Annotated in this window: 15 protein-coding genes; 6 read left to right on the top strand and 9 right to left on the bottom strand. The window is 61.4% G+C overall.

Annotation, left to right across the window (positions count from 1 at the left end):
* Positions 1-104: 104 nt before the first annotated feature.
* From BMW74_RS13460 to acnA, 5 genes are all read right to left on the bottom strand, one after another.
* Positions 105-1166: a polysaccharide biosynthesis/export family protein gene (locus BMW74_RS13460; RefSeq protein ID WP_093420841.1), complete on the bottom strand. Its 1062-nt coding sequence runs from the start codon at positions 1164-1166 to the stop codon at positions 105-107.
* Between the two features lie 40 nt (positions 1167-1206).
* Positions 1207-2313, bottom strand: a complete 1107-nt coding sequence (locus BMW74_RS13465; protein ID WP_093420845.1) for a KpsE/RkpR family capsule polysaccharide export protein — start codon at positions 2311-2313, stop codon at positions 1207-1209.
* 48 nt (positions 2314-2361) lie between these two features.
* A complete protein-coding gene (locus BMW74_RS13470; RefSeq protein ID WP_093420850.1) occupies positions 2362-3015 on the bottom strand; it encodes an ABC transporter ATP-binding protein in 654 nt (217 codons plus the stop codon).
* A 13-nt stretch (positions 3016-3028) separates the two neighbouring features.
* Positions 3029-3823, bottom strand: coding sequence for an ABC transporter permease (locus BMW74_RS13475; RefSeq protein WP_093420854.1), 795 nt, complete (start codon positions 3821-3823; stop codon positions 3029-3031).
* A gap of 273 nt (positions 3824-4096) precedes the next feature.
* Positions 4097-6838, bottom strand: a complete 2742-nt coding sequence (acnA, locus tag BMW74_RS13480) for an aconitate hydratase AcnA (protein ID WP_093420859.1) — start codon at positions 6836-6838, stop codon at positions 4097-4099.
* Positions 6839-7036: 198 nt separating this feature from the next.
* On the opposite strand from acnA, the gene rlmM reads away from it, so the two are divergent.
* A complete protein-coding gene (rlmM, locus tag BMW74_RS13485; protein WP_093420864.1) occupies positions 7037-8110 on the top strand; it encodes a 23S rRNA (cytidine(2498)-2'-O)-methyltransferase RlmM in 1074 nt (357 codons plus the stop codon).
* A 168-nt stretch (positions 8111-8278) separates the two neighbouring features.
* Positions 8279-8530 carry a sulfurtransferase TusA gene (gene tusA / locus BMW74_RS13490; RefSeq protein ID WP_093420869.1) on the top strand — a complete coding sequence of 84 codons (252 nt, stop codon included), beginning with the start codon at positions 8279-8281 and terminating at the stop codon, positions 8528-8530.
* 145 nt (positions 8531-8675) lie between these two features.
* Here tusA and BMW74_RS13495 read toward each other — a convergent pair whose 3' ends face one another.
* Positions 8676-10094 carry an MATE family efflux transporter gene (locus BMW74_RS13495; RefSeq protein WP_093420875.1) on the bottom strand — a complete coding sequence of 473 codons (1419 nt, stop codon included), beginning with the start codon at positions 10092-10094 and terminating at the stop codon, positions 8676-8678.
* Positions 10095-10240: 146 nt separating this feature from the next.
* On the opposite strand from BMW74_RS13495, the gene pdxB reads away from it, so the two are divergent.
* The gene (gene pdxB, locus BMW74_RS13500) at positions 10241-11383 is read left to right on the top strand and encodes a 4-phosphoerythronate dehydrogenase PdxB (RefSeq protein ID WP_093420880.1); all 1143 of its coding nucleotides are present in this window, start codon (positions 10241-10243) and stop codon (positions 11381-11383) included.
* A gap of 93 nt (positions 11384-11476) precedes the next feature.
* Here pdxB and BMW74_RS13505 read toward each other — a convergent pair whose 3' ends face one another.
* On the bottom strand, positions 11477-11656 hold the full coding sequence (locus tag BMW74_RS13505) for a PA1571 family protein (protein WP_093420885.1): 180 nt from the start codon (positions 11654-11656) through the stop codon (positions 11477-11479).
* A 246-nt stretch (positions 11657-11902) separates the two neighbouring features.
* Between BMW74_RS13505 and BMW74_RS13510 the strand changes: the two genes are divergently transcribed.
* A complete protein-coding gene (locus tag BMW74_RS13510) occupies positions 11903-13675 on the top strand; it encodes an ABC transporter transmembrane domain-containing protein (protein ID WP_175479216.1) in 1773 nt (590 codons plus the stop codon).
* 77 nt (positions 13676-13752) lie between these two features.
* On the opposite strand, the gene BMW74_RS13515 is transcribed toward BMW74_RS13510, so the two are convergent.
* A complete protein-coding gene (locus BMW74_RS13515; RefSeq protein ID WP_093420894.1) occupies positions 13753-15681 on the bottom strand; it encodes a transglycosylase SLT domain-containing protein in 1929 nt (642 codons plus the stop codon).
* A gap of 215 nt (positions 15682-15896) precedes the next feature.
* Between BMW74_RS13515 and BMW74_RS13520 the strand changes: the two genes are divergently transcribed.
* Positions 15897-17813, top strand: a complete 1917-nt coding sequence (locus BMW74_RS13520) for an ATP-binding cassette domain-containing protein (protein ID WP_093420898.1) — start codon at positions 15897-15899, stop codon at positions 17811-17813.
* An 81-nt stretch (positions 17814-17894) separates the two neighbouring features.
* Here BMW74_RS13520 and BMW74_RS13525 read toward each other — a convergent pair whose 3' ends face one another.
* The gene (locus BMW74_RS13525; protein ID WP_093420903.1) at positions 17895-18332 is read right to left on the bottom strand and encodes a universal stress protein; all 438 of its coding nucleotides are present in this window, start codon (positions 18330-18332) and stop codon (positions 17895-17897) included.
* A 104-nt stretch (positions 18333-18436) separates the two neighbouring features.
* On the opposite strand from BMW74_RS13525, the gene BMW74_RS13530 reads away from it, so the two are divergent.
* A complete protein-coding gene (locus tag BMW74_RS13530; protein WP_093420907.1) occupies positions 18437-18874 on the top strand; it encodes a hypothetical protein in 438 nt (145 codons plus the stop codon).
* Positions 18875-19185 lie beyond the last annotated feature (311 nt).

Raw genomic sequence — 19185 nt, forward strand, 5'->3', positions numbered from 1 at the left:
ACGCCGGAGTGTGGCCAAAGCCTTGAGTCTGAGTTGCCCGGCAGAGTGACTGGGGCAATCGGGCTACCCGGTACTCGCTCTTAAAGGTGCTGAATGACCGCCGGTCAATTGGCGCCCAGTGCTCGTCCCAGTACCAGTGTTTGCACAATCGGCCCAATAATCTTCTGCCACTCGTAAACCGCTGCGTTGGTTACGTAAATCGTGTCATCGGGCTTCAACATAACCTGGCGGGCATAGAAAATGGCCGCGGGGTCGCGCATATCAATGCGCATGACTGTCGGTTTGGTCGCTTCACCTTCGCCCATTCGGAATACGAATACACCTTTAGGGTTGGCATTCGCTTCTTTCAGGCCGCCCACAGAGCCTAGGGCATCCAGCAGGCTGGTGTTCTGCGCAGGCAGGTCATGCAGGCCTGGGTCACCTACCGCACCCATGGCGACGAAGCGCTGGCGAGCTCGGTCGAGGATGACTTCCGAGTTCGGCTTGAGGACGAAGTTGTTCCCCGCCAACACGTCTTCGTAGTTGAAGCTGCTGGCTTGGTCGCCATTACGCACGGTGACGTTGACCAGATGCGGTTCCAGTACCGGGCCGCCGGCCTGGTTGACGGCGTCCAGCAGGGTCAGTGGGCCTTGCAGGGTGGAGAAGCGCCCCGGGGCTTTCACGGCGCCGGCTACGAGCACGGAGCCGGACAGGTCGCCCACCAGGTCGACGTGTGCCTGAACATCTGTGGTCACGCCCTTGAGCTTTTGGCGGATCAGGTTTTCGACCTGGATCAGGGTCATGCCAGCAACGAACTGATGCCCTACGTAAGGCAACGAGATCATGCCTTGGTCGTCGATGCGCACCTTGAGTTGGGTGCCGCCGGTGGAGAGTGGGGCGAACAGGCCGCTGCCTTCCGGAGCGTTATCGGTAATCAGCACATTGATCTCGTCTCCGCCCATCAGGCGTACGCTTTGCGCCAGGGGGCTGGAGACGTTCGCCTTGGCCGGTTTGGTGGCCGGACGCATGAACGGGGCGATAGTGTTGGCGTTGATCTCTACCAAGTCATACGCGGTGTTGCTGCTTTCGATGTCACCTTTGTAAGGGCCGGCACCGGACAGGGTGTTGGCGCAACCGGACAGGGTCAACGTCACCAGCAGCAAACCCGCGACAGCACTGTTTCGCATGCTCACGTTCAGGGGGCGAAGGGGCAGGGCAGTAAGGGATTTAATCACGATGATCCTCGATCGATGCAATTAGGAAGCGGGTAATGCCGTAGAGCAGCAATAGCGCCAGGAGGATGGTCGCCAGGTTGTACAGGCGCTCTGGATAGAGGGCGATCTGTGGGGTGTTCGGGCTGACCACGGTCACCAGGGTGCGAATTTTTTTGCTGGCTTCGATACGGGCGTTGTCGAGTGCGGCAACGGCGGTTTTGTAGGTTTCTTCGGCGATGCCGGCGTCCAGGGTCAACTGGTGGAAACGCGAGGCAACCACGTTGAGTTGGTCGCCATCGGGTGCGGACACCAGCAAGCGCTTTTCTGCGTTCAACTGCTCACGGATAGCATTGACCCGTTGCTGCTGTTGCTTGACCTGGGGGGAATCCGGGCGAAGTTTATAGAGCATCTGGGTGAGGACGGCACGTTCTTTGGAATGTTCGCCTTCCAGGGTGTCGATGATGCTGGCGCGACCTTGGGCGGAGCTTTTGCCGTCCAGAACTTTGTTGCGGTTCTGGAAGCTGAGCAACTCTTCCTTGCGCTGTGTGGAGTTCTTTCTGGCGCCTTCCAGTTCAGTTTGGGCAAAGCGCATCTGCTCGCGAGCGATGCTGTGGGAGACTTCGTTTACGAAGTGCTCGCTGGCTTCGAGTATGGTCTTGACCATCTCTTCGGCCAGTTCCGGGCTGAAGGCTTGTACTTCAACTTTCAGCAGACCGGTGGTTTCGTCGTAATGGGCCGAGACCATGCGCTGGTAGTACTCGAGCAGGTCTTCACGCGGGGTATCGGTCGACAGCCAGAAGAACGGGTCGTTGCGCTGCTTGCTGTACTGCTCGACCCAGTGCAGGCGGTCTTCGAGCAACAGCATCATGTCCATCGACATGATGTACTCGCGCAGGTACAGGGTCTCTTCTCGAGACGCCGGGTTGGCCCCCGTCAGCAGCATACTCAGGCCGGGCAATTGTGCACCCGGATTGCTACCTTCCTGACGCACCACGACCTGGGCGGAGCTGACGAAGCGGTCCGCAGCAAAGAAGCCGTAGTAGATGATGGCCAGTACCATCGGTACTACGATTAGCCCCATTGTCAGGCGCCAGCCCTTGAATTTACCCGTACTACTCATATGCACACGCATCCTTGAAATGAAACAGTCACGCCGTGGTTTTGGCGATCAGGTGTTGTAGGCCTTGATGCCTTCATCGACATCGTCATAGATCTGTACCCCGCCGTCGCACACCAGCAGCACGACGTCACAGAGCTTTTTGATTTCGGGCATGCTGTGGGAAACCAGCACCACCTTGGATTTTTGCAGGCGCTGCTGGAACACTTCCGCGCACTTGCGTTTGAAGTGCGCATCACCCACCGACATCACTTCATCGATCAGGTAATAGTCGAAGTCGAAGGCCATGCTCAGGCCGAACGCCAGGCGCGAGCGCATGCCGGAGGAGTAGGTCTTCACCGGCTCGTCGATCCAACTGCCGATTTCGGCGAAATCTTCGACGTAGGCGATCTTCTGGCGCATGGCTTCGCCCGTGGCGCCATAGACTCGGCTCACGAACTTGATGTTTTCCCGCCCGCTCATGCTGCCCTGGAAGCCACCGGATAAACCCACGGGCCAGGAAATGCTCTGGTCGGTGACGATGGTCCCTGAATCAGGGACATCGGCGCCGCCCAGCAGGCGCATCAAGGTTGACTTGCCCGCGCCGTTGCGGCCGATCAGGCCGATGTTTTTCCCCGCGGGGATCTTCAGGGACAGGTCGCGAAATACATGGCGACGGCCTTTGGGTGTCAGGTACGACTTGGTGATGTTTCTTAGCTCGAACACGGGAAGCCTGCGGTTAGCCGTTCTTGGTGGAGATCAAATGCAGTCGACGAACCCGGTAAGCGCCAAGGGAGACGAACAACAAAACCAGGGTAAAGGCGATCACGTAATGCACCGAAACACCGTCGACCGGCACGTAGTGCGGGAAGATTTCGGCGCGAATCAGCTCTAGCAGGTGCAGGAACGGATTGAGCAGTAGCAGCGGCAGCGCCGCGTGCGGCAGGTAAGCGGCCGGGATGAGTACGCCAGAGATGAAGTAGAGCGGAAAGAACATCATGCGTAGAAACAATGTGCTGCCGGGCATTGCATGGGCAATCAGTGCAAGCAGCACGCCCAGGCCAAAGGAGAACAGTACGCCGAGCAGGATGGTCAATATCCATTCGATCGGTGACTTGATGGACATGTCAAAGCCATACCAGGCAAAGCCAAATACCAGGATGGCGTATACGGTCGCCGAGAGACTGAACTCTACAAGTACGCGTGCGATAAAGGTGTCGAGCGGCTTGATCTGTTTATAGGCAAACAGCGAGCGGTTTTCCTTGGGGCTATTCATCAGGCGCAAGGCGGTGTTGCGAAACAACAGGAACGGGGCTAGGCCAACCAGGACAAAAACCTGGAAATCAATGCCGGCCATGGTTCGGCCGCGAAGTACAGTGATCACCACGCTTAGGATCAATAGGTGAGAAATCGGCTCGATCAGCGTCCAGATTGCCCCCATTCGACGCGCGCCCATCCGCGAACGCGCTTCGCGTAACACCAGGGCAAAGATGACGGATTTTTTGATTTGCAGGGCAGAGCGAGGCTTGAGCATGATTTACCGCACAGCACAACGACACGATGAGCGCGTTGTTTGAATTCAATTTCAGAGGACTACCCGTCTGTAGGACGAATCGCTTCCATTCGAGGGGCGGGAGGGTAAACGTTGGGGCAGACATGCGTCAAGTTGGGGAGTTCCCGGTCGCAAGACGGGAATTAGTCAGTGTTTATTGGGTTTGGGCGTGTCATCCAGGGATTGATGCGGGGAGAGTGAGGGCCACAAACACAAAAACACCGCCGGGTGGCGGTGTTTTTGTGTGGGTCAGTGTTACGAGGCAATCAACTGGCGCAGCACGTAGTGCAGGATCCCGCCTGCCTTGAAGTACTCCACTTCATTAAGCGTATCGATCCGGCACAGCACCTCGATTTTTTCGCGGCGACCGTCCTCGCGGGTGATCACCAGGGTCAGGTTCATCCGTGGCGTCAGTTCGACGCCGCTCAGGCCGAGGATGTCCAGGGTTTCGTGGCCGGTGAGGTTGAGGCTCTTGCGGTTCTGGTCGAGCTTGAATTGCAGCGGCAGCACGCCCATGCCCACCAGGTTGGAGCGGTGGATACGCTCGAAACTTTCGGCGATGACCGCCTTGACCCCCAGCAAGTTTGTGCCCTTGGCCGCCCAGTCGCGGCTCGACCCGGTGCCGTACTCTTGGCCGGCGATCACCACCAGTGGCGTGCCGTTGGCTTGGTAGCGCATGGCGGCGTCGTAGATCGGCAGCTTCTCGCCGGTCGGGATGTACAGCGTAGTGCCGCCTTCTTCGCCGCCAAGCATCTCGTTGCGAATGCGGATGTTGGCGAAGGTGCCGCGCATCATCACTTCATGGTTGCCGCGCCGTGAACCGTAGGAGTTGAAGTCCCGTGGTTGCACGCCTTTTTCGCGCAGGTAGCGACCGGCCGGGCTGTCGGCCTTGATGTTGCCGGCGGGGGAGATGTGGTCGGTGGTCACCGAGTCGCCCAGCAGCGCGAGGATCCGGGCGCCGCTGATATCGGCAATCACCGGCAAGGGGCCGCCGATGTTGTCGAAGAACGGCGGATGCTGGATGTAGGTGGAGTCCTCCTGCCACACGTACGTGGCGGCCTGCGGTACTTCGATGGCTTGCCACTGCTCGTCACCCTTGAACACCTCGGCATATTCCTTATGGAACATGGTCGTGTCGACCTGGGCCACGGCGTCGGCGATTTCCTGGCTGGTGGGCCAGATGTCGCGCAGGTATACCGGCTTGCCATCCTTGCCTTCACCCAGGGGCTCGCGGCTGATATCGGTGCGTACCGTGCCGGCCAGGGCGTAGGCGACGACCAGTGGCGGGGACGCCAGCCAGTTGGTCTTCACCAGCGGGTGCACGCGCCCTTCGAAGTTGCGGTTGCCCGAGAGCACCGAGGCCACGGTCAGGTCGCTGGCCTGGATGGCTTTTTCGATCGGCTCCAACAGCGGTCCGGAGTTGCCGATGCAGGTGGTGCAGCCATAGCCAACCAGGGAAAAGCCCAGTTGATCCAGATACTGGGTCAGGCCGGCCGCCTTGTAGTACTCGGTCACCACCTTGGACCCGGGCGCCAGCGAGCTTTTCACCCAGGGTTTGCGCGTGAGGCCTTTTTCCACGGCCTTTTTCGCCACCAGCCCGGCCGCCATCATCACGCTGGGGTTGGAGGTGTTGGTGCAGGAGGTGATGGCGGCGATCACCACTGCGCCATTTTTCAGGCGATAGGTGTGGCCTTCATATTCGTAGTCCGCTTCGCCAGCCAGGTCGGCGTTGCCCACGGCCACGCCACCGCCGCCTTCGCTTTCCAGGCGTCCCACTTCCTTGCTGGTGGGTTTGAGGTGCAGGCCGACGAAGTCACTGAAGGCCCGGGCGACGTTGGGCAGGGAAACGCGGTCTTGCGGGCGCTTGGGGCCGGCGAGGCTGGCTTCGACGCTGCTCATGTCCAGCGCCAGGCTGTCGGTGAACACCGGCTCTTTGCCGGGCAGGCGCCACAGACCCTGGGCCTTGCTGTAGGCCTCCACCAACTTGACCGTGGCGGCGGGGCGGCCGGACAGGCGCAAGTAGTCCAGCGTGACGTCGTCTACCGGGAAGAATCCACAGGTAGCGCCGTATTCCGGGGCCATGTTGGCGAGGGTGGCGCGGTCGGCCAGGGGCAGTTCGGCCAGGCCGTCGCCATAGAATTCGACGAACTTACCAACCACGCCTTTTTTGCGCAGCATCTGGGTGACGGTCAGGACCAGGTCGGTGGCGGTGATGCCTTCCTTGAGCTTGCCGGTGAGTTTGAAGCCGACCACTTCCGGGATCAGCATCGACACCGGCTGGCCAAGCATCGCTGCTTCCGCCTCGATCCCACCCACGCCCCAGCCCAGCACACCGAGGCCGTTGATCATGGTGGTGTGGGAGTCGGTGCCCACCAGGGTGTCGGGGAAGGCGTAGGTGCGACCGTCTTCATCCTTGGTCCACACGGTTCGCCCCAGGTATTCCAGGTTGACCTGATGACAGATGCCGGTGCCCGGCGGCACCACGGAGAAGTTGTCGAACGCACTCTGGCCCCAGCGCAGGAAGGCATAGCGCTCGCCGTTGCGCTGCATCTCGATGTCGACGTTCTGCTCGAACGCGCTGGGGCTGGCGAACGAGTCGACCATTACCGAGTGATCGATCACCAGGTCCACGGGCGATAGCGGGTTGATCCGCTGGGGGTCGCCACCGGCCTTGGCCATGGCCGCGCGCATGGCGGCCAGGTCGACCACGGCGGGGACGCCGGTGAAGTCCTGCATGAGTACCCGTGCCGGGCGGTATTGGATTTCCCGGTCGCTGCGCCGCTCCTTGAGCCAGGCGGCGAGGGCCTTGAGGTCGGCGCCGGTGACGGTCTTTTCGTCCTCCCAGCGCAGCAGGTTTTCCAGCAGGACTTTGAGCGACATCGGTAGTGTGTCGAGGTCGCCCAGGGATTTGGCGGCCTCCGGCAGGCTGAAGTAGTGGTAGGTCTTGTCGTCGACCTTCAGGGTTTTCAGGGTTTTGAGGCTATCGAGGGACGGCATTACGATCACTCCTTTGAATCCGCACGGCTACGGATTGAGGGGACGGGCAGAGCTCTTAACCTAGCTCCGTTTGGCATATCTGGCTAATAACTGGACGCTATGGACACGTCCGAGGTGGCGAAGTCGGCTATCATGCGCCGGTTTTCGTGACAGGCTTTGCGACAGGGCAAGGTTGCGCACCGTTGCCCAGGAGATTTAATGAACATCCTCTTTATGCATTGCCGGCCAGGTTTCGAAGGTGAAGTCTGCTCGGAGATCGCCGAGCACGCCGCCCGCTTGAACGTGGCCGGGTATGCCAAGGCCAAGACGGCCAGCGCCTGCGCTGAATTTGTGTGCACTGAAGAAGACGGCGCCGAGCGCCTGATGCGCGGCCAGCGGTTCTCGCAGTTGATCTTCCCGCGTCAATGGGCGCGTGGCATGTTCATCGACCTGCCGGAAACCGACCGCATCAGCGTTATCCTCGCGCACATGGTGGATTTCCCGGTGTGCGGCAGCCTTTGGCTGGAAATGGTCGACACCAACGATGGCAAGGAACTGTCGAACTTCTGCAAGAAGTTTGAAGTCCACCTGCGCAAGGCGCTGTTGGCGGCCGGCAAACTGGTGGATGACCCCAGCAAGCCGCGCTTGCTGCTGACCTTCAAGAGCGGTCGTGAAGTGTTTATGGGCCTGGCCGAGTCGAATAACTCGGCGATGTGGCCGATGGGCATTCCGCGCCTGAAGTTCCCCCGCGAGGCACCCAGCCGCTCCACCTTGAAGCTGGAGGAGGCCTGGCACCATTTCATCCCCCGCGATCAATGGGATGAGCGCTTGCACAGCGACATGACTGGCGTTGACCTGGGCGCGGCCCCGGGCGGCTGGACCTGGCAACTGGTCAACCGTGGCATGCTGGTGACGGCCATCGACAACGGTCCGATGGCCGAGAGCTTGATGGACACCGGGTTGGTCCAGCATTTGATGGCTGACGGGTTCACCTTCAAGCCCAAGCAGCCGGTGGACTGGATGGTCTGTGACATCGTCGAGAAGCCGGCGCGCAACGCGGCCATGCTCGAAGAGTGGATTGGCGAGGGCCATTGCCGTGAGGCGGTGGTCAACCTCAAGCTGCCGATGAAGCAGCGCTATGCCGAGGTCAAGCGTTTGCTGGAGCGGATCGAGGAAGGTTTCAAGGCGCGCGGGATCAAAGTCGATATCGGCTGCAAGCAGCTCTACCACGACCGCGAGGAAGTGACTTGTCACCTGCGTCGGCATGATGTGATCAAGCCCAAGAAACGCTGAGTCCGCAAATCCCTTGTGGGAGCGAGCCTGCTCGCGAAGGCATCGGCACATTGCGTATCGATGTTGACGGATCCACCGCGTTCGCGAGCAGGCTCGCGCCCACCTACACCCCAGATGACGATACACCCGGCCTTGCGCGACAATGCCGGCCAGTTCCAGGAGTTAACCATGAGTGAAATGATCGATACGCCGGTCGACGGCACGCTGGACGCCACGGGCCTCAATTGCCCGGAGCCGGTGATGATGCTGCACCAGCACGTGCGCGACCTGCCGGCCGGTGGCCTGTTGAAGGTAATAGCCACCGACCCGTCGACCCGCCGCGATATCCCCAAGTTCTGTGTGTTTCTTGGCCATGAGCTGGTGGGCCAGCACGAACAGGCTGGGACCTACCTGTACTGGATTCGCAAGAAGTCTGACTAAGCGTCGTATCCCCCCAAAAGAGGGCCTGCAATGGTAGCGAGTGCCAGTCAGTTAAGCGAAACCCGCGTGGGAGCGAGCAGGCTCGCTCCCACAGGTTTGGCGCCTTAACTGACTGACATTAGCGATTGCGGGCCTTCTGTTTTATTTATGCCTGGCTCACTGCCCGCTGACTGATGCGAATGCGTTTGCGTGCACTGCGCACCAGGCGGATCGACAGCATCAGCGCCGCGCAGCTCAGGCCGGCGATCAGGCCTTCCCACAGCCCACTCGGGCCGCTGGCCGGACGTATCCAGTCGGTCAGTCCCAGGATGTAACCCACTGGCAGGCCGATGCCCCAATAGGCAAACAGGGTCAGGATCATCGTCACCCGGGTGTCCTGATAGCCCCGCAGGGCGCCGGCGCAGATCACCTGGATCGCGTCGGAAAACTGGTACAGCGCGGCATACACGATCAGCATCGAGGCGATCTGGATCACTTCCCGGTCGGGGGTATAGATCGAGGCGATCGGCTCGCGCAGCAACAGGATCAAGCTGGCCGAGAAGGCTGCAAACACCAGCGCCGCGCCCAACCCGACCTTCGCCGCGAAACGCGCCTGGTACGGGTTGCCGGCCCCGAGCGCCTGGCCGACCCGTACCGTCACCGCCATCCCAAGGGAGTACGGAATCATGAACAGCAGCGAACTGATGTTCAGGGCGATTTGGTGCCCGGCCACCACGGTGGAGCCGAGGCTGCCGATCAACAGGGCGATGACCGCGAAGATGCTCGACTCGGCGAAGACCGCGATGCCAATCGGCAAGCCGATGCTGATCAGGCGCTTGATCACCGGCCATTGCGGGCGATCGAAACGAATCAGTACCCGGGTCTTGGCATAGAAGGGGGCCCAGCGGGTCCAGCCGGCCATGCTCAAGGCCATGAACCACATGACGATGCCGCTGGCCCAGCCGCAACCGACGCCGCCCAGGGCCGGCAGGCCGAAGTGGCCGTAGATCAACGCATAGTTCAGCGGGATGTTGAGCAGCAGGCCGCAGATGCCGATGACCATGCTCGGTCGGGTGCGGCCCATGCCATCGCTGTAACAGCGCAGCACGTAGTAGAAGCCAATGCCCGGGAAGCCGAAGGCGATCCCCTGCAGGTAGCCCATGCTCGGCTCGATCAACAGGGGGTCGACTTTCATCCAGTGCAGGATCGGCTCGGCGCTGAGCAGCAGGCCGCTGCCGATCAGCCCGACACACAGGGCCAGCCACATGGCTTGACGCGCCAACGGGCCGATCTGGTCAAGCTGGCCGGCACCAAAGCGTTGGGCGACTTTGGGCGTGGTGGCCAGCAGCACGCCGGACATCAGCAAGTAGACGGGAATCCAGATCGAGTTGCCCAGGGCCACCGAGGCCAGGTCCCGTGGGCTGACGCGGCCCGCCATGACCGCATCGACAAAGCCCATCGCCGTGGTCGCCAACTGCGCGATCATGATCGGCAACGCCAGGCTGAGCAGGCCCTTGAGCTCCAGGCGTACCGGGGTGGCCTGGTTGGGAGCAAGAGTGGGGGTGTTGCCAGTTGCAGAGTTCACAAGCGAAGCGTCCAGAGGGTTTTGAAGCACAGGACGGCGCATTCTACGCGTTGACGCGTCAGTCAGGAAAACTCCTGTGTTGCGGATTTGTAAGCTCGCCCCCTTGGCCGCTGCGCTACACTGCCGGTCCGCCAAAGGAGCCTGCCATGTTGATTGTTGCCGACGAAAATATCCCGCTGCTCGATGCCTTCTTCCAGGGCTTCGGTGAGATCCGCCGCGTGCCGGGGCGTTCCATCGATCGCGCCACGGTCGAGCAGGCTGACGTGTTGCTGGTGCGCTCGGTGACCAACGTCAACCGCGCCTTGCTCGAAGGCAGCAAGGTCCGGTTTGTCGGCACATGCACCATCGGCACCGATCACCTGGACCTGGATTACTTCGCGCAGGCCGGCATCACCTGGTCCAGCGCGCCAGGGTGCAACGCCCGGGGCGTGGTCGACTACGTGCTGGGCAGCCTGCTGACCCTGGCCGAAATCGAAGGCGTGGCGCTGGCCGAGCGTACGTATGGGGTGGTCGGCGCAGGTGAAGTGGGCGCTCGATTGGTCAAGGTGCTCAAGGGTCTGGGTTGGCATGTGCTGGTGTGCGATCCACCGCGCCAGGCCGCCGAAGGTGGCGACTATGCCAGCCTGGAGCAGGTTATTGCACAGTGCGATGTCATCAGCCTGCATACCCCGCTGAGCACCTCCGGCGAACAGTCGACCTGGCATTTGTTTGATCGCCAGCGGTTGCAGCAACTCAAACCCGGCGCCTGGCTGATCAACGCCAGCCGAGGCCCGGTGGTGGACAACGCCGCGTTGCGCGACGTGCTGCTGGAGCGCGAGGACCTGCAAGCGGTGCTGGACGTGTGGGAGGGCGAGCCCAGCGTTGATATCGCCTTGGCCGAACTGTGCGTGATCGCCACCCCGCACATCGCCGGCTACAGCCTCGATGGCAAGCAGCGCGGGACGGCGCAGATCTATCAGGCGTTCTGTCAGTTCATCGATCAAGCGGCCAGCGTCACCCTCGATCAGTTGTTGCCGGCCCCGTGGCTGGCGCAGGTGCACGTGAACGCCAGCAGCGATCCGGCATGGGCCTTGGCAATGTTGTGCCGTGGCGTATACGACCCGCGCCGCGACGATGCCGACTTTCGCCGCAGCCTGGTGGTCAGCGGTGCCGAACAGCGCGCCGCGTTTGACCTGCTGCGCAAACACTATCCCGAGCGGCGTGAGATCGATGGGCTGCAGGTGCGCATCGACGGTGAGTCGCCGCAGCTCAAGCAAATCGTCACGGCGCTGGGTGCGCAACTGATCTAAGGGCGCTAAGGCGTGCTCCCACAAGCTAGGCGCTGCTTCCAATAAAAAACCCGGCCTAACAGGTGGCCGGGTCGGAGGATGTGCGCCAGTGTCTCAACCTTGTTTGGCAGGCCTGACCAATCGCTGCTCCAGTTCGCGGCATGCGCTCTGGATCATGTCTTCAGTGATCGGTACTTCGCGGCCTTGGGCGTCAATAATGGCGCACCCCAGAGACTGGTGTGGCTGCGTGCGGATCACTTGAATCTTGTCATCGCTGCTGTGTTGCAAGGACATGGCCTGTCTCCTCATCAGGTTGTGCGCTTACTATAAATCCGCCAAATGACCGGGCTGTGACAGCTTCCTACAACAAGGCAGGCGGTCATTGCAGTCCATCAGAAATACCCCATGACTGCCACCCAGACCTTAGACCAATAGTTTCTAGGGGCTATTGTCACTCGGCATATTTAACCGGACTCATTGTGATTTACAGACGTTCCATGGAAGCGACCGGTGTAGGCTGGTAGCCATTAGCCCCTTCGGATGATTCTGATGCTGTCTGCCCGCCATCGCCGCGCCATTCGCCTGTCCAGTCGCTTTATCGCCCCGTATCGCTGGCAGGTCCTGGGTGCCTTGCTGGCGCTGATCATTACCGCCGGCATTACCTTGTCCATGGGCCAGGGCATTCGCCTGCTGGTGGACAAGGGGTTGATGACGCAGTCGCCGCACCTGCTCAACCAAACCATCGGCTTGTTCATGTTGCTGGTGCTCGGGCTGGCGGTCGGCACGTTTGTCCGGTTCTATTTGGTGTCATGGATTGGCGAGCGTGTGGTCGCCGACATTCGACGCAAGGTGTTCAACCACCTGATCTACCTACACCCCGGCTTTTACGAGGACAACCGCAGTTCGGAGATCCAGTCGCGGCTGACCGCCGACACCACGCTGCTGCAATCGGTGATCGGGTCGTCGCTGTCGCTGTTCCTGCGCAATGCGCTGATGGTGATCGGTGGCATCGTGCTGTTGTTCATCACCAACCCCAAGCTCACCAGTATCGTGGTCGTGGCGTTGCCCTTGGTGCTGGCGCCGATCCTGATCTTTGGCCGGCGGGTGCGCAGCCTGTCGCGCCTGAGCCAGGACCGCATCGCCGACGTGGGCAGTTACGTCTCCGAGACCCTGGGCCAGATCAAGACCGTACAAGCCTACAACCACCAGGCGCAGGACGAGCAGCGCTTCGCGGTGACGGTAGAGCAGGCCTTCGAGACCGCACGCAAGCGCATTCTCCAGCGCTCCTGGCTGATCACGCTGGTCATCGTCCTGGTGTTGGGCGCGGTCGGGGTGATGCTCTGGGTCGGTGGCATGGACGTCATGGCCGGGCGGATTTCCGGAGGGGAGCTCGCAGCCTTTGTGTTCTACAGCCTGATCGTCGGGAGTGCCTTTGGCACCTTGAGCGAGGTGATCGGTGAGCTGCAACGGGCGGCGGGCGCGGCGGAGCGAATCGCCGAACTGCTGCGCTCGGAAAATATCATCCGCCCTCCCGCCAGCGGTCTGGTGGCACTGCCGGAACGTGTGCGCGGTGAGTTGCAGCTTGAAGACCTGGCGTTTTCCTACCCCTCACGCCCGCAAAGCTACGCCATCGATGGCGTGAACCTGACCATCAAGGCCGGTGAGACCCTGGCGCTGGTCGGGCCGTCGGGCGCGGGCAAGTCGACGGTGTATGACTTGCTGTTGCGGTTCTATGACCCGGCCCGGGGGCGGATCCTGCTGGATGGTGTGCCATTGACCCAGCTTGATCCTCAGGATGTACGCCGGTGTTTTGCCCTGGTGTCACAAACCCCGGCACTGTTTTTCGGCAGCGTCGAAGAGAACATCCGCTACGGCAAGCCGTCGGCCACCCTGGCGCAGGTGCAGGAAGCGGCTAAGATCGCTTATGCCCACGACTTTATCGAGCAGATGCCCGACGGCTACCAGACGCACCTGGGCGATGGTGGGCTGGGTCTGTCTGGCGGTCAGCGCCAGCGCCTGGCGATCGCCCGGGCGCTGCTGGTGGACGCGCCGATCCTGCTGCTGGACGAAGCCACCAGCGCCCTCGATGCCCAAAGCGAACACCTGATCCAGCAAGCCTTGCCGAGCCTGATGAAGAACCGCACCACCCTGGTCATCGCTCACCGCCTGGCCACCGTGAAGAATGCCGACCGTATCGCGGTGATGGATCAGGGCACGCTGGTGGCGATCGGTACCCATCAGGAGTTGATCGCCAGTAATGCGCTGTATGCGCGATTGGCGGCGCTGCAGTTCAATGATGGTGTGGCACCGTAGGAGCGAGGCTTGCCCGCGAAGCGCTTGGCGCTCTTGAAGCCCCCTTCGCCGGCAGCGTGGCCCCTACAGGATCAGCATTACTGATCATCAAAGTAGCGTTCATGCCAATCCACCAGCGGCTGCGGTGCGTTGAGCTTCTGGCCGTAGATCACCGAGTACGACAGCACGTTCTGCACGTACTGGCGGGTTTCGTCGAAGGGGATGCTTTCGACCCAGACGTCGAAGCTCAGGTGATCGGCGCCGCGCAGCCATTGGCGCACGCGGCCGGGCCCGGCGTTGTAGGCGGCGGAGGCGAGCACGCGGTTGCCGTTGAACTGGCTGTGGACCTGGCTCAAGTAGGCGGCGCCCAGCTGGATGTTTTTGTCCGGGTTCAATACTTGCTGCGGCGAGGCCAGCGGGATGCTGAACTTGCGCGCGGTTTCCTTGGCGGTGCCGGGCATCAACTGCATCAGGCCGCTGGCGCCAACGCCCGAACGGGCGTCGTCCATGAAGGCGCTTTCCTGGCGAGTGATGGCGAACACCCAGCTTGAATGCAGGCCGCGGACCTTGGCTTCGCGCACCAGCGTATCGCGGTGGGCCATCGGGAAGCGGATGTCCAGGTCGTCCCAGTACTGCGCCTGGCTGATGGTGCGAATGGCCGGGAAGTACCATTTCAGGTCGTAGGCCAGCTTGGCCTGGGCGACCATTTCGTCGCGGTTGAAGTGACGGCTGACGTAGTACCACTCACGACGTCCATCGACGATCTGCCCGCGGGCATGGAACTCCAGTGCCCGGCGTACCCCTGGGGTGTTGCGCACCTTATTGATCAGCGCCTGGCTCAGGACCAGGGGCTTGTTGTTCAGGGAGTACGGCGATTGCGAGCGATCGGCCGCGAGGAACCCGTAGAAGTCGCGCTCACGGGCCAGGCCCTTGTACAGCACCTGAGCCTCTGGGTTCTGCGGTTGGGCCAGTTCCAGGCTGCGGGCCTGCCAGTAGCGCCAGCGGTTGGTGGTGGCCAGGTCCTGGGGCAGGCGGCGGGTCAACTGATAGGCGTCGTCCCAGCGCGCCAGGCGCAGCAGCAGGCGCAGGCGCCATTCGGACACGGTGTTGTCGCGCAGTTCCGGGTCGTACTTGGTCATGACATCGAGCGCGCGGCTGTCGAAGCGGCGTGCCAGGGTCAGGCCGATTTCCCGGGCGATGGCGACTTTTTCATCGCGGGAGAAATGCATGCTGCTGGCATAGCCGTCGAGCAGGGCCATGGCCTTGTCCGGGTCCTGGCGGGCCAGTCGGCGCAAGCCCAGGCTGACAACGTCGGACATGGCGGCATCGGCGGGGGCGAAGCGCGATGGCTGGTTGAGCAGCTCGGGTTTTTGCGCCACGTCCACCAGCAAGCGACCGCGCGGTGCCAGGGTGGTCATGCCGCTGACCAGGGCGTTGGCCAGCGGATAGTTGCGGGTCCCGGCGGCCAGCTTGGCGCGTTCCCAGCGTTTTTGTTCGGTCAGTTGGCCATCGGCCGCCCATTGGGCGAACAGGGCGTCACAGGCGCTCGGTTGGGACTTGCCGGTGAGCCAGAGCTTTTCGGTGTTGGCATACCCCTCGGCCTTGAGGTTATGGGTGATCTGGTAGTGCGCATTGAGGCAGTCCAGCTCAGTGAAATTGAGCTTGGGGTCGTAGTACTTGACGAACGTCACCCACTCACCGCGATCCGCCAGCCAGCGCAGCCAGCGCAGTTTCATCCAGTTGGCTTGTGGCAGGTCACCGTGCTCGGCGAGGAACTTCTCGATTTCCTGGTTGCTGGCGCTTTTCAGGCGTGCGGTCAGCTCGTCGTAGGCCAGGTAAGGCTCCAGAGGGTAATCACTCAGGGCCTGGCTGTAGCGAACGTAGGGGCCGGTATCGCCTTTGGCCAGGGCGCGCTTGGCTTCATCGTAATACTGGCGCTGGGTGGACAGGTCCACCGCCTGGGCGGATTGAACGGCAGTGGTCGAGAGAAGAAGGCACGATAAAAAGCTGAAAAGGCGACTGCGCATGAGACATCCGTGCAGAGAAATCATGATAGATGCTGGCCTAGGGCCGGCATTGATTGTCTTGTAGCTTAGCCTTTTGCCGGCAACGGGTGAAAGCTTTGCCGGCCCGCCGGTGTAAGTTCGCAACAATTGTTGTGCAGAGTCTCCACACAGTGAAATTGCGGGCCTTCTGAGGCCTTAAGTCAGGTAGAATGCGCGCCCGGTTTTTGGAGAAGCTCATGACCCTGCTCAAATTCAGCGATGTGTCCCTTGCTTTCGGCGCTATGCCGTTGTTGGACAAGGTGTCCTGGCAGATCGCCCGTGGTGAGCGGGTGTGCATCATCGGCCGTAACGGCACAGGCAAGTCCAGCATGATGAAGCTGGTCAAGGGCGATCAGAAGCCCGATGACGGTTCTGTATGGCGCGCACCTGGCCTCAAGATCGGCGAATTACCGCAAGAATTGCCAGTGGCCGACGAGCGGACAGTGTTCGACGTGGTGGCCGAAGGCCTGGACGGTGTGGGCGAGCTGCTTGCGCAGTACCATCACCTGAGCCAGAACATCGTCACCGACGCCGACCTGGACAAGCTGATGCACGTCCAGCACGACCTTGAAGCCCGTGATGGCTGGCGTTTGCAGCAATTGGTCGACAGCACCCTGAGTCGCCTGCAATTGCCTGCCGACAAGACCCTTGCTGAGTTGTCCGGCGGCTGGCGTCGTCGCGTCCTGCTGGCGCAGGCGCTGGTTTCCGAGCCAGATCTGCTGCTGCTCGACGAGCCAACCAACCACCTGGATATCGGTGCAATCGCCTGGCTCGAAGAAGCGCTGAAGGATTTCCAGGGCGCCGTGCTGTTCATCACGCACGACCGTTCTTTCCTGCAGAACCTGGCAACCCGCATCCTGGAACTGGATCGCGGTGGCCTGATCGATTGGAACGGCGACTACGCCAGCTTCCTGGTGCACAAGGAAGCCGCACTGTCGGCGGAAGAAACCGCCAATGCGCTGTTCGACAAAAAGCTGGCCCAGGAAGAAGTCTGGATCCGCCAGGGCATCAAGGCCCGCCGTACCCGTAACGAAGGCCGTGTGCGTGCCCTCAAAGCCCTGCGTGTTGAGCGCAGCGAGCGTCGCGAACGCACCGGCAAGGCCAATATCCAGCTCGATACGGCCGATAAGTCGGGCAAGCAGGTCATGGTGCTGGAGAACGTCAGCTTCCATCACCCGGACGGCCCGTTCCTGATCAAGGACTTCTCCATGGTCCTGCAGCGCGGCGACCGTATCGGTCTGCTGGGCGCCAACGGTACCGGCAAGACCACGCTGCTGAAGCTGATGCTCAGCGGCTTGCAGCCAACCAGCGGCACCGTGGAGGAGGGGACGCGGATCGATGTGGCCTACTTCGACCAATTGCGCCACCAGTTGGACCTGGAAAAGACCGTGATCGACAACGTCGCTGAAGGTCGCGACTTCATCGACATCGACGGCCAGAGCCGCCATGTGCTGAGTTACCTCGGCGACTTCCTGTTCAGCCCGCAGCGTGCCCGCACGCCGGTCAAGGCGCTGTCCGGTGGTGAGCGTGCCCGTCTGTTGCTGGCCAAGTTGTTCAGCAAGCCAGCGAACCTGCTGGTGCTCGACGAACCCACCAACGACCTCGATGTGGAAACCCTCGAGTTGCTGGAGGAGGTCCTGCTGACCTTCAACGGCACCGTGCTGATGGTCAGCCACGACCGGGCATTCCTCGACAACGTCGTCACCAGCACCTTGGTCTTCGAAGGTGAAGGCAAGGTCCGTGAGTACGTCGGTGGTTATCAGGACTGGCTGCGCCAGGGCGGCTCGCCGCGTTTGTTGGGCGTGACCGAGAGCAAATCCGGCAAGGCCGACTTGAACTCTGCCGTGGTGGACACCGCGCCTGCGCCAGCGGCTGCGGTCGAGGCTCCGGCGGCGAAGAAAAAGCTCAGCTACAAGCTTCAGCGCGAGCTGGAAGCCCTGCCGGGTGAGATCGACGCCAAGGAACAGCAGATTGCCGCGGTGGAAGCCGAGATGGCTGACGCCGGGTTCTACCAGCGTCCAGCGGTCGAGACCGCCAAGGTCATCGCTTCACTTGAGCAACTGCAAGCGGAGTTGGAAGTATTGGTCGAGCGCTGGGCCGAACTGGATGCCTGAGTGATCGGTTGTTGATGTAGAAAAACCCGGCCTCATGGAGATGAGTGCCGGGTTTTTCATATGGGGCACATGCGTGCAGGGTCAGCTTTTGATCAGGCGTACCGCCAGCACATCGCACGGCGCGCCATGTAGCACATCGTTGGCGGTGGAACCCAGCAGCAATGCCAGCCCGTGGCGACCATGGCTGCCGACCACGATCAGGTCACAGCTTTGCTCCTTGGCGAAATGGTGGATTTCCTGGCGCGGCTGGCCGTAGGTCAGGTGGCTGTTGTCCCTGGAGAGCTCGGGGTACTTGTTGATCAGGCGCTCCAGGCGCTCCTTGGCCTGGTCGAATTGCTGTTGCTGCAGTTGCGACAGGTCCATCGGCACGTCACCACCAAAGGCCATGGCCATTGGCTCGACGATGTGTACCAGGGACAATTTGGCGCCATTGCTGACGGACAACTCGCGGGCGCGATGGATCACAGGATCGCACTCTTCGGTTAGATCTACGGCGACCAGAATGTGGTGGTAGGGCATGAGGTGCACCTCCTGAGGATGGCGATGAGGATAAGTATGGCTGGTTTCAAGCGAATGGGGCTGGACCCGAATCAATTCGCCCATCAAGAATCGGGAGTACAGATATGACGGTCTGGATAGTGGTGTCAATCCTTGCGCTCGTGTTGAGCCCTTTGGCGTGGCTGCGTCCCTCACGTAGCCAGGGTGGTCGAATGGCCCTGCGCATGGAGGCGCGACGCATGGGATTGGCCATGCAGTTGGTGCCACAGGAGTGGCCGCACTGGTTAACCCCGGAGCCGCCGAGCCCGTGTGCGCAGTACCATCGACCACGCCGGGGCAATCGGCCGGCCTGCTGGAGCTATTGGCAAAAGGCGCCGGGTGTGTGGGTCAATCAGTGGCAGGAGGTCTGCGAGGATCCGGCGTTGCTGATTCATTTCCAGAAGTTGCCGGCCAACGTCTACAAGGTCGAAGCCGATAAGCAAATGATTACCCTGTATTGGGGGGAGAAGGGTGACGCCCAGGTGTTGCAGGACATCGATGCCACCCTCAAGGCGCTGGCCTGAAACAATAAAAAGCCCGACATCATCGTCGGGCTGGAGTTGGCCAGGCAGGCCGGAATTCTTCGTCTGTCGATCGTGCGCCGGCCACAGGCCAGCGCACACGCATATTCGTTTACTGTCCCCGTCAGCGTAGTCGCTCGAACGCGGTTTGCCGCGAATTAGGACGACGTTTCTAACTATTGATTCTATGAATGACTGCGCATGCGCCGGCGTGTTGTTGGGCTTGCGGGTGCCAAAATGACCGCAAAGTCGCGTTTCAGCACGCATTTCGGGCGATTGACAATTGTCGGAAATTCCGTGAAGGTGACACACCC

The sequence above is a fragment of the Pseudomonas sp. ok272 genome, assembly GCF_900109995.1.
Classification (GTDB): domain Bacteria; phylum Pseudomonadota; class Gammaproteobacteria; order Pseudomonadales; family Pseudomonadaceae; genus Aquipseudomonas.

Coding starts and splice junctions, on each gene's coding strand:
- BMW74_RS13460 (WP_093420841.1), bottom strand. CDS start 1,166: ATGCGAAACAGTGCTGTCGCGGGTTTGCTGCTGGTGACGTTGACCCTG.
- BMW74_RS13465 (WP_093420845.1), bottom strand. CDS start 2,313: ATGAGTAGTACGGGTAAATTCAAGGGCTGGCGCCTGACAATGGGGCTA.
- BMW74_RS13475 (WP_093420854.1), bottom strand. CDS start 3,823: ATGCTCAAGCCTCGCTCTGCCCTGCAAATCAAAAAATCCGTCATCTTT.
- acnA (WP_093420859.1), bottom strand. CDS start 6,838: ATGCCGTCCCTCGATAGCCTCAAAACCCTGAAAACCCTGAAGGTCGAC.
- rlmM (WP_093420864.1), top strand. CDS start 7,037: ATGAACATCCTCTTTATGCATTGCCGGCCAGGTTTCGAAGGTGAAGTC.
- tusA (WP_093420869.1), top strand. CDS start 8,279: ATGAGTGAAATGATCGATACGCCGGTCGACGGCACGCTGGACGCCACG.
- pdxB (WP_093420880.1), top strand. CDS start 10,241: ATGTTGATTGTTGCCGACGAAAATATCCCGCTGCTCGATGCCTTCTTC.
- BMW74_RS13505 (WP_093420885.1), bottom strand. CDS start 11,656: ATGTCCTTGCAACACAGCAGCGATGACAAGATTCAAGTGATCCGCACG.
- BMW74_RS13510 (WP_175479216.1), top strand. CDS start 11,903: ATGATTCTGATGCTGTCTGCCCGCCATCGCCGCGCCATTCGCCTGTCC.
- BMW74_RS13515 (WP_093420894.1), bottom strand. CDS start 15,681: ATGCGCAGTCGCCTTTTCAGCTTTTTATCGTGCCTTCTTCTCTCGACC.
- BMW74_RS13520 (WP_093420898.1), top strand. CDS start 15,897: ATGACCCTGCTCAAATTCAGCGATGTGTCCCTTGCTTTCGGCGCTATG.
- BMW74_RS13525 (WP_093420903.1), bottom strand. CDS start 18,332: ATGCCCTACCACCACATTCTGGTCGCCGTAGATCTAACCGAAGAGTGC.
- BMW74_RS13530 (WP_093420907.1), top strand. CDS start 18,437: ATGACGGTCTGGATAGTGGTGTCAATCCTTGCGCTCGTGTTGAGCCCT.